The sequence below is a fragment of the Phormidium sp. FACHB-1136 genome (genome assembly GCF_014697375.1).
Taxonomy (GTDB): domain Bacteria; phylum Cyanobacteriota; class Cyanobacteriia; order Phormidesmidales; family Phormidesmidaceae; genus Nodosilinea.
Window position 1 is genome coordinate 41,526 of record NZ_JACJRS010000036.1, and the last position, 12,380, is coordinate 53,905.

The 12,380-nt window shown below is 51.9% G+C and carries 14 protein-coding genes; all 14 read left to right on the forward strand.

Translation table 11 applies throughout. The features are described from left to right. The first annotated feature begins 416 nt into the window (after window positions 1-416). Window positions 417-947 carry a bidirectional hydrogenase complex protein HoxE gene (hoxE, locus tag H6G62_RS12685; protein WP_190495650.1) on the forward strand — a complete coding sequence of 177 codons (531 nt, stop codon included), beginning with the start codon at window positions 417-419 and terminating at the stop codon, window positions 945-947. 128 nt (window positions 948-1,075) lie between these two features. After that, window positions 1,076-2,716 (forward strand): NuoF family protein, encoded by a 1,641-nt coding sequence (locus tag H6G62_RS12690; RefSeq protein ID WP_190495652.1) that lies wholly within the window; start codon window positions 1,076-1,078, stop codon window positions 2,714-2,716. 175 nt (window positions 2,717-2,891) lie between these two features. Beyond that, window positions 2,892-3,941 carry a medium chain dehydrogenase/reductase family protein gene (locus H6G62_RS12695; RefSeq protein ID WP_190495654.1) on the forward strand — a complete coding sequence of 350 codons (1,050 nt, stop codon included), beginning with the start codon at window positions 2,892-2,894 and terminating at the stop codon, window positions 3,939-3,941. Between the two features lie 2 nt (window positions 3,942-3,943). Further along, the gene (gene hoxU / locus H6G62_RS12700) at window positions 3,944-4,660 is read left to right on the forward strand and encodes a bidirectional hydrogenase complex protein HoxU (RefSeq protein WP_190495655.1); all 717 of its coding nucleotides are present in this window, start codon (window positions 3,944-3,946) and stop codon (window positions 4,658-4,660) included. Continuing rightward, window positions 4,648-5,199: an oxidoreductase gene (locus tag H6G62_RS12705; RefSeq protein ID WP_190495656.1), complete on the forward strand. Its 552-nt coding sequence runs from the start codon at window positions 4,648-4,650 to the stop codon at window positions 5,197-5,199. Before hoxU ends, H6G62_RS12705 begins: the two co-directional genes overlap by 13 nt. Window positions 5,200-5,219: 20 nt before the next feature. Further along, window positions 5,220-5,453 (forward strand): Calvin cycle protein CP12, encoded by a 234-nt coding sequence (locus tag H6G62_RS12710; protein ID WP_190495657.1) that lies wholly within the window; start codon window positions 5,220-5,222, stop codon window positions 5,451-5,453. 301 nt (window positions 5,454-5,754) lie between these two features. Further along, window positions 5,755-7,179, forward strand: a complete 1,425-nt coding sequence (locus H6G62_RS12715) for a Ni/Fe hydrogenase subunit alpha (protein WP_190495658.1) — start codon at window positions 5,755-5,757, stop codon at window positions 7,177-7,179. 256 nt (window positions 7,180-7,435) lie between these two features. Beyond that, window positions 7,436-9,274, forward strand: coding sequence for an ATP-binding protein (locus H6G62_RS12720; RefSeq protein ID WP_190495659.1), 1,839 nt, complete (start codon window positions 7,436-7,438; stop codon window positions 9,272-9,274). 149 nt (window positions 9,275-9,423) lie between these two features. Further along, window positions 9,424-9,714 carry a nucleotidyltransferase family protein gene (locus tag H6G62_RS12725; RefSeq protein WP_190495660.1) on the forward strand — a complete coding sequence of 97 codons (291 nt, stop codon included), beginning with the start codon at window positions 9,424-9,426 and terminating at the stop codon, window positions 9,712-9,714. Then, entirely contained in the window at window positions 9,704-10,054 is a 351-nt protein-coding gene (locus tag H6G62_RS12730) for a HepT-like ribonuclease domain-containing protein (protein WP_190495661.1), read from the forward strand. The genes H6G62_RS12725 and H6G62_RS12730 overlap by 11 nt, the downstream gene beginning before the upstream one ends. Before the next feature lie 137 nt (window positions 10,055-10,191). Continuing rightward, window positions 10,192-10,431 carry a hypothetical protein gene (locus H6G62_RS12735; protein ID WP_190495662.1) on the forward strand — a complete coding sequence of 80 codons (240 nt, stop codon included), beginning with the start codon at window positions 10,192-10,194 and terminating at the stop codon, window positions 10,429-10,431. Next, the gene (locus H6G62_RS12740; protein WP_190495663.1) at window positions 10,431-10,844 is read left to right on the forward strand and encodes a putative toxin-antitoxin system toxin component, PIN family; all 414 of its coding nucleotides are present in this window, start codon (window positions 10,431-10,433) and stop codon (window positions 10,842-10,844) included. The genes H6G62_RS12735 and H6G62_RS12740 overlap by 1 nt, the downstream gene beginning before the upstream one ends. Before the next feature lie 101 nt (window positions 10,845-10,945). Further along, entirely contained in the window at window positions 10,946-11,590 is a 645-nt protein-coding gene (locus H6G62_RS12745) for an Eco29kI family restriction endonuclease (protein WP_190495664.1), read from the forward strand. Then, on the forward strand, window positions 11,583-12,380 hold a 798-nt coding region (locus H6G62_RS12750; RefSeq protein ID WP_190495665.1), incomplete at its 3' end, for a DNA cytosine methyltransferase. The genes H6G62_RS12745 and H6G62_RS12750, both read left to right, overlap by 8 nt.

Below are 12,380 nucleotides of genomic sequence, written 5' to 3' on the forward strand. Positions count from 1 at the left end.
ATTATTTTGATGATCCCAATCCCTAGATGTGCCCGTATCGATCTGTAAACAGATCCCTGCTTTTCGGGGGGGATCAGATACCGTGAAACTAGAGCCTAGATGAGGAATAATCGCCTTTTAGAAAGGGCTGTGTTGTTAAAGACGAATGCTGAGAATAGAGTCGGCCCATGGCTCAGAGAGCAGAGGCTTACAGGATTTTTTCGATACGGTACTATCCACTGAAGTGCTTGAATCTATCCTAATTCCTGGGCGCTCTTCATTTCTCATTAGCCTCAATGAAATCATAAGATTCTCTTAAATTGTTTTCTGTTAAACATCGTTTATTTTGAATATGAGTTCGGATTATCTCAACGAACTTCCTGCTTTGGTTGTAGTGCTTTCTAGGGCTACAACTGGTTTCTCTAAAGGGTTGTGCCATGTCACCCACCGCTACTACGTCCACCGTTGAGCCCGCCGCCAAAAAGGAAAAAGCTGCCAAGCCCGATCTGCGCTTCAAACGCCTCGACATCACCATGAAGCGGCAGCAGTATGCCCCCGATGCGCTGATTGAGGTGCTCCACATCGCCCAGGAAGCCTTTGGTTTCTTGGAAGAAGACGTGCTGAAGTACGTCGCCCACGGCCTAAAACTTCCCCTCAGCAAGGTCTATGGCGTCGCCACGTTTTACCATCTGTTCTCCCTCAAGCCCAGCGGTGCCCACACCTGCGTGGTCTGCATGGGGACGGCCTGCTACGTGAAGGGCGGCGACAAGGTGGTGGAAAAACTACAAGCGGAACTGGGCATTGAACTGGGGGAAACCACCCCCGACGGCAAGGTGTCCCTAATGGCGGCTCGCTGCCTGGGAGCCTGTGGCATTGCCCCCGCCGTGGTGTTTGACGGCACCGTGGGCGGCAAGCTCTCCCCGGAGGAGGCCGTCGCCAAGGTCAAAGTTTGGGAAGGGGAAGGATAAAAGCCTTTGAAGCCTGAGTTTTGGACGTGACCGAACGCGGTTGAGGTCGAAAGGCAAAGGGCAAAAGGCAAAGGTCAGAACTCTCTCCATCTCCCCATCCTCCCCATCCCTCCTACAGGAGACACATTATGGATTTACAAGAACTCAAAACCGTCGCCAAGGCGGAACAGGAACGCCAGAAGCCCGTGCGGGTGCATTGCTGTACCTCGACGGGGTGTCGGGCGGCGGATGCCATGGGCATCTACGGCAATTTGAAGCAGGCGGTGACGGATCATCACCTGGAGGATCGGGTGGAGGTGGTGGGAGTGGGCTGCATGGGCTTTTGTGGCCGTGGCCCGCTGGTGCAGGTCGATCCTGACGAGTTGCTGTATGAGGAAGTCACCCCCGACCAAGCGGCCAGCATCATTGAGGCGATGGATGGCGGCACGGCTCAGCCCATCCAGGGGGATGTGAACCATCCCTTCTTTGCGCGGCAAATGCGGGTGGTGCGCGAGTATAGCGGCAAAATTGACCCGGAACGCATCGAGGAATACATCGCGGTGGGCGGCTACGAATCGCTACACAAGGCGATTTACGAAATGACCCCCGCCGAGGTGGTGGATCAAATTTCTAAAAGTGGCCTGCGGGGGAGGGGTGGCGGCGGCTATCCCACCGGGCTGAAGTGGGCCACGGTGGCGAAAATGCCCGAAGGCCAAAAGTACATCATCTGCAACGGCGATGAGGGCGATCCGGGGGCGTTTATGGATCGCAGCATCCTAGAAAGCGATCCCCACCTTGTCCTAGAAGGCATGGCGATTGCGGGCTATGCGGTGGGGGCCAACCACGGCTACATCTACGTGCGGGCGGAATATCCTCTGGCCATTGCTCGGTTGCAGAAAGGCATTCAGCAGGCCAAAAAGTACGGCCTGTTGGGCAGCCAAATTTTCGATTCGGCCTTTGACTTCAAAATCGACATCCGCATTGGGGCCGGGGCCTTTGTGTGCGGCGAAGAAACGGCGCTGATCCAGTCCATCGAAGGCGGGCGCGGCAACCCCATTCCTCGGCCTCCCTACCCGGCCCAAAAGGGGCTGTATGGCTGCCCAACGCTGATCAACAACGTGGAAACCCTGGCCAACATTACGGCCATCATCCGCAACGGGGCCGACTGGTATTCCAGCATCGGCACCGAAAACAGCAAGGGCACCAAAATCTTTGCGCTAACGGGCAAAATTCGCAACAACGGCCTAATCGAAGTGCCCATGGGCATCACCCTCCACCAAATTGTCGAAGAAATGGGCGGCGGCGTCCCCGATGGCGAGGTGAAGGCCGTGCAGACGGGTGGCCCCTCCGGCGGCTGTATCCCCAAATCCATGCTAGATACCCCGGTGGACTACGATTCCCTCCGCAAGGTGGGCTCCATGATGGGTTCCGGCGGCATGGTGGTGATGGACGACTCCACCAGCATGGTCGGCATTTCCCAGTTTTATATGGAGTTCTGCCGAGGGGAAACCTGCGGGAAGTGCGTCCCCTGTCGCACGGGCACGGTGCAGCTCTACGCCATGCTGTCCAAAATCCTCAAGCGCCAAGCCACCAAGGACGACCTGGCCAAAATGGAAGCCCTCTGCGAAATGGTGCGCGACACCAGCCTCTGCGGCCTGGGCCAAACCGCACCCAACCCCGTCCTCAGCACCCTGAAATACTTCCGGGAAGAGTACGAAGAACTGCTGATCGAACCGGAATACCTCAGCGACCTCAACGGCAAAACCGCCCCCCAAGAGGTGAACGCATGATGTCTGTGATCCTTGGCTTGGCCCACCCTGCGGGAAGCAAGCTACACCCCAGCCCCTCTCCCGGTCAGGAGAGGGGGGCCGGAAGCTGCCTTCAAAGTCTCTCTCCCACCTTGGGAGAAGGATTTAGGGTGAGGGCCAACCTACGCCAAACGGCAGTTTGCCCCAGGAGGTCGCCATGAGTTATCAGCGTGTGATCATCCCCCGCCACGGCCATGCCGAGGTGCTGCAACTGGTGGAAGAGGCAGAATTGCCCTTCCCAAATCCCGACCAGGTGCGGCTGCGGGTTCTCGCTGTCGGTGCGGCCTATACGGATGTGCTGATTCGGGAAGGGATGTATCCCGGTATTCCCAAGCCGCCCTTTTCGCCCGGTTACGAGGTGGTGGGCGAAGTTGACCAACTGGGGGAATCCGTCACCGGGTTTGCCCTCGGTCAACGGGTCGTCGCCCTCACCGTCACCGGGGGCTATAGCGAATACCTCTGTGTGGCGGCGGATGAACTGGTGCCCCTGCCCGACGGGGTGGATGCCAACGAAGCGGCCTGTCTGGTGCTGCAATACGTCACGGCGTATCAGCTCATCCACCGAGTCGCCAAGTTGCAACCGGGGCAGCGGGTGCTAATCCACGGGGCCGGGGGCGGCGTGGGGACGGCCTTGCTAGAAATCGGCCAAATCCTAGGGCTAGAGATGTACGGCACCGCCTCTACGGCCAAGCATGACTTGGTGCGACGGTTGGGCGGCACTCCCATCGACTACCAGCGGGAGGACTTTGTTGAGCGAGTCCATGCCCTGACTGCATCCGGCACCGGGAACGGCAAAAAGTCCGGCGTGGATGCGGTGTTTGACGGTATTGGCGGCGGGCATCTGCGACCGTCCTACAACGCCCTGGCCCCTGGGGGACGGTTGGTGTGCTACGGCTTTTCGGCAGCGATGCAGAGTCGGCAGCGTCAACTGGCCTTTGCCGCCACCTTTGGGCTGATGATGGCGCTGAAACTGTGGCCTGACGGCAAACAGGTTTCGTTCTACAGCATTACCGGGCTGAAGCAGGCCCACCCTGACTGGTTTAAGCAGGATCTCGCCCTGCTGCTCGACTGGCTGGGGGCGGGGCAGATTCGTCCGGTAATTGCTCAGCGGTTGCCCCTGCGGCAGGCCGTGACCGCTCACCAGTTGCTCGACCGGGGAGCGGTGGCGGGGCAGTTAGTTTTGGTTTGTACTGGCGAAGGAGAATAACCATGGCCGTAAACACCCTAAATATTGATGGCAAAGACATTGCCGTAGAGGCAGGCACCAGCATTCTGGATGCGGCCAAGGAAGCGGGGGTGCCCATCCCCAAACTTTGCCACCTAGAGGGAGTCACCCCCGTGGGGGCCTGTCGCCTGTGCCTGGTGGAAATTGAGGGCATGAACAAAATGCTGCCCGCCTGTGTCACCGAGGTGTGGGAGGGCATGGTGATCCACACCCAAACGCCCAAGCTGCAAGAGTATCGGCGCATGACGGTGGAGCTGATCTTCGCCGAGGGCAACCACGTTTGCTCCATCTGCGTGGCCAATGGCAACTGCGAATTGCAGGATGTGGCCATCGAGGTGGGCATGGATCACAGCCGTTTCCCCTACCGTTTCCCGGATCGGGGCGTGGATCTCTCCCATCCCCTGTTTGGCATCGACCACAACCGCTGCATCCTCTGTACCCGCTGCGTTCGGGTGTGCGACGAGGTGGAGGGTGCCCACGTTTGGGATGTGGGCAATCGCGGCGCGGCTTGTTACATTGTCTCCGGGTTAGATCAACCCTGGGGCGAGGTAGACGCCTGTACCTCCTGTGGCAAATGCGTAGATGCCTGCCCGACCGGAGCCATCTTCAAACAAGGCAGCACCACGGGCGAAAAACAGGCCGACGCCGACAAGCTCGAATTTCTATCCACCGCACGGGAGAAGCATCAATGGACAAGATAAGATTTGCCACGGTATGGCTGGCGGGTTGTTCGGGCTGCCACATGTCGTTTTTGGATTTGGATGAGTTTTTAATCGACCTGGCCGACCTAGTGGAGGTGGTCTATAGCCCCGTGGGCTGCGACCTGAAGGAGTATCCCGACAACGTGGATGTGTGCCTGGTGGAAGGGGCCGTCGCCAACGAAGACAACCTAGAGCTGATCCACGAAGTACGCCGCAAAACCAAGCTGCTGATCTCCTTTGGCGACTGCGCCGTTACCGCCAACGTGCCCGCCATGCGGAATATGCTCCGCAATAGTGCCGAGGGTGTCCTCAAACGCGGCTACCTAGAACTGGCGGACGAAAACGCCCAGCTTCCCCACGCTCCCGGCATCGTGCCAGAGCTGATGGATCGGGTTACCCCCGTCCACGAAATCGTGCCCGTGGATATCTTTATGCCCGGTTGTCCTCCCTCTGCTGATCGCATCCGGGCTACCATTGAACCGCTGCTACAAGGGCAACAACCCAACATGGCAGGACGCGAAATGATTAAATTCGGATAGTTCGATTAGGAGGAACAACCATGAGCGTTGACAGCAAAGAGTTCAATGAAGAGCTGCAAAAAGCCATCGACTATGCCCACCAAGTAACGGCTGAGAAGGGCGAAACCTCCCCCGAAGCCGCCGCCGCCTGGGATGCCGTCGAAGAAATGCGCGCCGAAGTGTCTCACCAACACCAAAAGCCCAAGCAAACCGGCTTTGATAAGTACCTCGAAGAAAACCCCGAAGCCATCGAGGGCTTGATGTACGACAGCTAAGCCCCCAGGTTTATCGGGCACAGTGTGATATCTGGATGCCCGATAAACCCACCCTTTTACCCCTGGTTGATCTGGCCCTTGCCCCCAAGCCTCGGAAAGCCCTCACCCCCAACCCCTCTCCCAGGGAGGAGAGGGGAGCCGAGCCAAATCCATCCCTCCGGTTCCCTCTCTCTGTGAGATGTGGTTTCTGTACCTCCGGTTCCCTCTCCCCGTGGGAGAGGGCTAGGGTGAGGGCTTCCGAGGATCTGGCCCACAGCGTCAGGGCCACAACCCACCTTTCACCCTCCCCGGAGACCCCACCATGGCAAAAACCGTAGTTATCGACCCCGTCACCCGCATCGAAGGCCACGCCAAAATTTCGGTCTTCTTGGATGATGCGGGCAACGTCTCCAATGCCCAGTTCCATGTGGTGGAATATCGGGGGTTTGAAAAGTTCTGCGAGGGCCGTCCCTACACCGAAATGGCAGGCATCACCGCCCGCATCTGCGGCATTTGCCCCGTCAGCCACCTGATTTGCTCCGCCAAAACGGGCGACAAAATCCTATCGGTGAAAATTCCCGAAACCGCCGATAAGCTGCGCCGCCTGATGAACCTAGGCCAGATCACCCAGTCCCACGCCCTCTCCTTCTTCCACCTCAGCAGCCCCGACTTTTTGCTGGGCTGGGATAGCGACCCCGCCAAACGCAACGTCTTTGGCCTCATCGCCGCCGACCCCGACCTGGCCCGCGCCGGAATTCGCCTGCGCCAGTTTGGCCAAAAAGTGATCGAAATCCTCGGTGGCCGCAAAATCCACGCCGCCTGGACGGTGCCCGGTGGCGTCCGCGAACCCCTCAGTGAAGAAGGCCGCGCCTGGATCGTAGACCGCCTGCCCGAATCCTTCGCCACCATCCGCAAAGCCCTCGATATCTTCAAAGGGCTAATCAGCGGCCCCATGCAGGAAGAAGTGGGCATTTTTGGCGAATTTCCCTCCCTGTTCATGGGCCTAGTTGGCAAAGATGGCCTCTGGGAGCACTACGACGGCCACCTGCGCTTCTCCGACAGCAGCGGCAACATCGTCGCCGATGGCCTCAGCGAAGACGACTATCAAACCTTTCTCGGCGAAGCGGTCGAAAACTGGTCGTACCTCAAATTCCCCTACTACAAGCCGATGGGCTACCCCGACGGCATCTACCGCGTCGGCCCCCTGGCACGGCTCAACGTCTGCGACCGCATCGGCACCCCCCAAGCCGACGCCGAACTGCAAAACCTGCGCGACTACGCAGGCGGCGTGCCCACCTCCTCCTTCCTCTACCACTACGCCCGCCTCGTCGAAATCCTCGCCTGCCTAGAGCACATCCAAATCCTCATGGATGACCCCGATATCCTCTCCAAGCGCGTCCGTGCCCACGCCGGAGTGAATGCCCTAGAAGCGGTCGGCGTTAGCGAAGCCCCCCGTGGCACCCTCTTCCACCACTACAAAGTAGACGACAACGGCCTCATCCAAAAGGTGAACCTAATCATCGCCACGGGCCAAAACAACCTGGCCATGAACAAAACCGTCACCCAAATCGCCAAACACTACATCCACAGCGAAGACATCCCCGAAGGCTTCCTCAACCGCGTCGAAGCCGGAATCCGCTGCTACGACCCCTGCCTCTCCTGCTCCACCCACGCCGCAGGGCAAATGCCCCTCCATGTACAACTCGTCGCCGCCGATGGGGGTGTGATTCGGGAGGTGTATCGGTAGGTCAAGCTGATGCACATTTAAACTGCATGATGGCTTTCTCTGAAGCTCTTGCTGAAAGGCTTTTAGATCAATCTAGTCAATGTATTTTAAGTGACTAAAAGCTTAGCCCTGTATCTTTTGGCTACAAGCTTACTTTGGGATCTTAGAGGAAATGTTCCTAGCCTAAGATCTCAAGGGCTGTAGCAATAAATTAGGGAAAAATTATTGTTCAGTCATCAAGCAAGTCACAGACATATTTTCGTTCAAGGTTTCAAGAATGTTTCTCAAAGAAGTTGTTCTGAAAAATTTTAGAGGATACAAGGGTGAATGCCGGATTTCTACAGAGAGATTGACTGCCTTTATTGGCAAAAATGACGCAGGGAAATCATCAATTTTTGATGCTTTAGCAATTTTCTTTGATCATCCTTTAGGAAAGATTGATGAAAATGACCTGTGTGTTCATGCTGATGATGCTTGTGAAATTCGTATTGGCTGTGTCTTTACTAGCCTCCCAGACCAAATCATTATAGACTCAGCTTCCAGAACATCTCTAGCCAATGAATATCTATTAAATTCAAATGGAGACTTGGAAATCCATAAAATATATGACTGCTCATCAGGATTAAGCAGGAAATCAAAAATAGTAGCCATTGCAAATCATCCCACGGCTAGCGATTGCAAAGATCTCTTGGCTAAGAAGAACTCTGATCTCAAAAGAATAGCTAAATCTCTCTCTCTAGGTGATGACGTAGATAATCGCTCAAATGCGGCTTTAAGGCAGGCGATCTGGCAAGCATACAGTGACTTAGAACTCCGGGAAACTGAAGTTAAGCTAGACAAAGAGGATGCAAAACACATCTGGGATAAAATTTCTAATTACTTGCCAGAATATGCTTTATTTAGAGCTGATCGTCCTTCTACGGATGAGGATACAGAAGTGCAAGATCCTTTGAAAATTGCTATAAGGCAAGCAATTCAAGAAGTTCAGCAAGAGCTTGATGTTGTAAAGGAAAAAGTCAAGGCTCGTGCAATTGAAGTTGCTAATAGAACTCTAGCAAAACTATCAGATTTTGATGATGCACTTGCATCTCAACTGAATCCATTCTTTAGGACAGATCCTAAGTGGGATAGTCTCTTCAAGTTAGCACTTACTGATGATAATGACATTCCTATAAACAAACGCGGTAGTGGTGTGCGTAGGCTAGTGTTGTTTAGCTTTTTTCGGGCCGAAGCAGAAAGACTAAGAGAAGAAAATAATAAAGGAAATATTATCTATGCTGTAGAAGAGCCAGAGACTGCTCAACATCCTAACAATCAAAGGAAAGTAATTGAGGCTTTATCTTCAATCTCAGAAGTTGATGGATGTCAAGTTTTACTCACTACTCACGTACCTGCATTGGCTTCTCTTTTACCTGTAGATTCAATTCGTTACATTGAAAGGCAGAATTGTGGGGATAGACTAATCAGTTCTGGAAGTGATGAAGTATTTTCTAGAGTTGCATCTGATCTTGGAATTGTGCCAGACAGAAGAGCACAAGTTTTAGTTTGTGTTGAGGGGCCGCATGATTTACAATTCCTAAGAAGAATTAACTCAATACTTTTAGAACAAGATTTATCTGTAATCGATATTTTCTCTGATCCACGGATAGCCTTGGTGGTTCTTGGTGGCAGCACTCTTCAGGAGTGGGTTAATCAACACTACCTAAAAAATCTTGGATTACCAGAAATCCATATATATGATCGAGACTTACCTCGCGATGATGGCACTTATAAGTATCAAAGCTCAGCAGATATTGTCAACGCTAGGGGTGATAATTCTTTAGCGTTTTTGACCCAAAAAAGAGAGATGGAAAACTATCTGCACATAGATGCATTAAATGAGGTGTTTCAACCACTAATCAACAATAGTTTCACATTCTCTGTCACAGATGAGTGTGATGTTGAGGGTGAAATAAAAAGTGCTCTAAATGGTCAAGCTAAAATTCAGCGAAGATCTCTCAAATCTTGGCTGAATGATGAAGTGGCAAGCCAAATGAACATAGATAGGTTGAGGGAAAGGGATGCTGAAAATGAAATTATAAATTGGTTCCTTGAAATAAGACAACGACTAACTTAATAACAGAATTTTCTAGCAAGAAAGCAGAGCAGTCACGACCCTCCACACCACCCACACCCCAGTACCAGCCCCTTTTCTACAACGGCATAGAAAGAAATTATTGGCAAAGAGACTGAAGTTGGGAGAGTTATCAACCTTTAGGTTCCGTGATGAAACGACAAGAAGCCATAACGGTACTCACAAACCACCAGAAGTCACTCAAAGATTTTGGTGTTAGATCCCTAATGATCTTCGGTTCAGTCGCCAGAGACGAGGCAAGACCCGACAGCGACGTTGACCTATTGGTAGAATTTGATCGTCCAGTCGGCCTATTTACCTTTGTTCGCCTAAAACGCTACCTAGAAGAAATCCTAGGTAGCCCCGTAGACCTAGGCACCCCCGACTCTCTCAAACCCTACTTACAAGAAGCTGTGAGCCAGGAGGTAATCCGTGCCTTCTAAACATTGGCAGAATCGTATTCAAGATATTTTATCTGCCATCTCAGAAATTCAATCTTTCACAGAAGGACTAACTTTTGAAGACTTTCAGAACGACCGCAAAACAATCGGAGCCGTACTATATACCCTCGCCATTATCGGCGAAGCCGCCCGCACCATCCCCCCAGAACTAGAATCCACCCATCCTGAAATACCCTGGAACGACATGCGCGACATGAGGAATATCATCATCCACGAATATTTCCAGGTAAATCTATCCATCGTCTGGCAAACGATCCAGGAGGATATCAATAATTTAGAACATCCTCTCAGGAACTTATTAGGTGATTCAGAGAGTAAGTAAGTAGGGTGAGCACTGCCCACCACACCACCCACATCCCATTACCAGCCCCTTTTCTACAACGGCATAGAAATTATTGGCAAGCCTGCCTGAGCTAAAATCTAGATAAACCTCTATTCATCACGCCCATGAGGTAAGCAATGCCTATCGTCACACTCACCAACGAACAAGTTGTAGAACTGGTCAAACAGCTACCCGTTGAGCAGCAAACCGAAGTATTTCAGTTCTTGCTGCTTCAACAATGGCCATCCTGGGATGATCTATCAAAATATGGCGAAGACAAAGCCCGTCATGTAGCCCAAGAACGCGGCCACAACTGGGACACCATGACCGAAGACGAGCGAGAAACCTTTATTGACCAGTTAGTGCATGAAAACTAGTGCGATATACAGCCGTTTTCGATACCAACATCTTGATCTCAGCCCTGCTATCCACAAAGAGTAACCCATTTCGCAGCCTAGCCCTTGCCAAAATTGGCAAAATCGAGTCCATCACCTGCCAAGAAATTTTAGATGAGTTCGCTGAGAAACTGATCGTCAAATTCAAGTTCTCTCAAGAAATGACACAAGCCGCCGTTGAAGAAGTTGCTGGTTTCTCTCGATTAGTCAAAATATCAACAACCCTAAAAGTCGTTGAGGCCGATCCAGATGACGATATGGTTATTGAATGCGCCGTTGTTGGTAATACAACCCACATTGTCACTGGAGATAAACACCTTCTATCCATAGCAAGATATGGTTCTATTGAAATCGTCAATGCTACTGATTTCATCGCGCTTTCAAATATGACTTAGCAAATAGAATGGGCACTGCCCACCACACCACCCACATCCCATCACCAGCCCCTTTCTACAACGGCCTAGGAAATTATTGGCAAAGCGCTAAAACCTAATTTATGAATCTATTTGACCGCTCCCAGCACGTCTATACTTCTCCAGACTTTGATGAAATCATAAAAGACACCATCCGCTTCTTCAACGGCACACCTGTCCATCCTCTCCCTGTCCCAGAACGCTTTCATGGCACAGGTATTTATGCCCTATACTGCATCGCTAAATCCGGCATCTATTCCAGATTTCATACGATGAATAGAACCGCCTTTAATATACCCATCTATGTCGGAAAAGCCGTCCCCAAAGGCTGGCGACAAGCGAGACAACCCGCATTCGAGACCCGCAGCTACGAGCTAAACAGTCGCCTTAACGAACATAGCCGCAGCATCGATCAGGCCCAAAACCTAAACAAAGCAGATTTCTTCTGTCGCTTCATGATCCTCGAAGCCAAAGAAAGCGACCTAATCGGCACCGTAGAAGCTGCTCTGATTAGAGCCTATCAACCCATCTGGAACACCCTAATTGACGGCTTTGGTAATCATGACCCCGGCAAAGGCCGATACGAACAAGCCAAATCAGACTGGGATGTTTGTCATCCTGGTCGTCCTTGGGCAGAAAAGTGCCAAGGAATTCATGCCAACCGAGAAGACTTGCTAAAAAACATTGAAACTTTCATGTCTAGATTGAACAGTGAAGAAAATGTCTAAATTATCTTGCCTAGAATTGTTTGCAGGAGCCGGAGGTCTTGCAAAAGGGCTAGAAATGGCTGGCATCCAGCACAAAGCCCTAGTTGAAATCAATAAAAATGCCTGCCAAACGCTAGCCAAGAACTATCCCAGCCAACTGATTCATGATTTAGATGTTAGATCCTTTGATTTTAATCAGTTTGGCCATATTGACATTATCTCCGGCGGCCCACCCTGCCAACCTTTTTCTATCGGTGGAAAGCACAGCGGGAACACCGACCAACGTGATATGTTTCCCTATGCCTGCAAAGCAATCAGCCTTTGCACACCCAAAGCCTTCATTTTTGAAAATGTTAAAGGACTTCTCCGAAAATCCTTTAGCAACTATTTTGAATACATCCTTCTAAGACTGACCTACCCTGAAGTTTATTGTAAAGAATCAGAATTCTGGCAAGATCACCTCATCAGGCTAGAAAAAATCCATACCTCAGGAAAATATAATGGGGTAAAATACAACGTTATTTTTCGTCTTCTAGATGCCGCCAACTACGGAATTCCCCAACGTCGTGAACGAGTCTTTATTATCGGCATCAAAGAAGATCTAAATGTTGCTTGGTCTTTCCCAAAAGAGTCATACTCCTTAGACTCCCTCCTATGGTCACAATTTGTCAGCGGCGACTATTGGGAGAAGCATGGTATTAAGCCCTCAAGTATCGAACACTTAGATACAAAAACTCAACAACGTATTCAACAACTCACTCAACAACCTGCTCTATTTGCACCTCCCTCGAAACCGTGGCAAACCGTCCGA

Bases quoted from the DNA above. Each gene is read 5' to 3' on its own strand.
- H6G62_RS12745 (WP_190495664.1), top strand. From the start codon at position 10,946: ATGAATCTATTTGACCGCTCCCAGCACGTCTATACTTCTCCAGACTTT.
- H6G62_RS12705 (WP_190495656.1), top strand. From the start codon at position 4,648: ATGGACAAGATAAGATTTGCCACGGTATGGCTGGCGGGTTGTTCGGGC.
- H6G62_RS12720 (WP_190495659.1), top strand. From the start codon at position 7,436: ATGTTTCTCAAAGAAGTTGTTCTGAAAAATTTTAGAGGATACAAGGGT.
- H6G62_RS12715 (WP_190495658.1), top strand. From the start codon at position 5,755: ATGGCAAAAACCGTAGTTATCGACCCCGTCACCCGCATCGAAGGCCAC.
- hoxU (WP_190495655.1), top strand. From the start codon at position 3,944: ATGGCCGTAAACACCCTAAATATTGATGGCAAAGACATTGCCGTAGAG.
- H6G62_RS12735 (WP_190495662.1), top strand. From the start codon at position 10,192: ATGCCTATCGTCACACTCACCAACGAACAAGTTGTAGAACTGGTCAAA.
- H6G62_RS12725 (WP_190495660.1), top strand. From the start codon at position 9,424: ATGAAACGACAAGAAGCCATAACGGTACTCACAAACCACCAGAAGTCA.
- H6G62_RS12695 (WP_190495654.1), top strand. From the start codon at position 2,892: ATGAGTTATCAGCGTGTGATCATCCCCCGCCACGGCCATGCCGAGGTG.
- H6G62_RS12710 (WP_190495657.1), top strand. From the start codon at position 5,220: ATGAGCGTTGACAGCAAAGAGTTCAATGAAGAGCTGCAAAAAGCCATC.
- hoxE (WP_190495650.1), top strand. From the start codon at position 417: ATGTCACCCACCGCTACTACGTCCACCGTTGAGCCCGCCGCCAAAAAG.
- H6G62_RS12690 (WP_190495652.1), top strand. From the start codon at position 1,076: ATGGATTTACAAGAACTCAAAACCGTCGCCAAGGCGGAACAGGAACGC.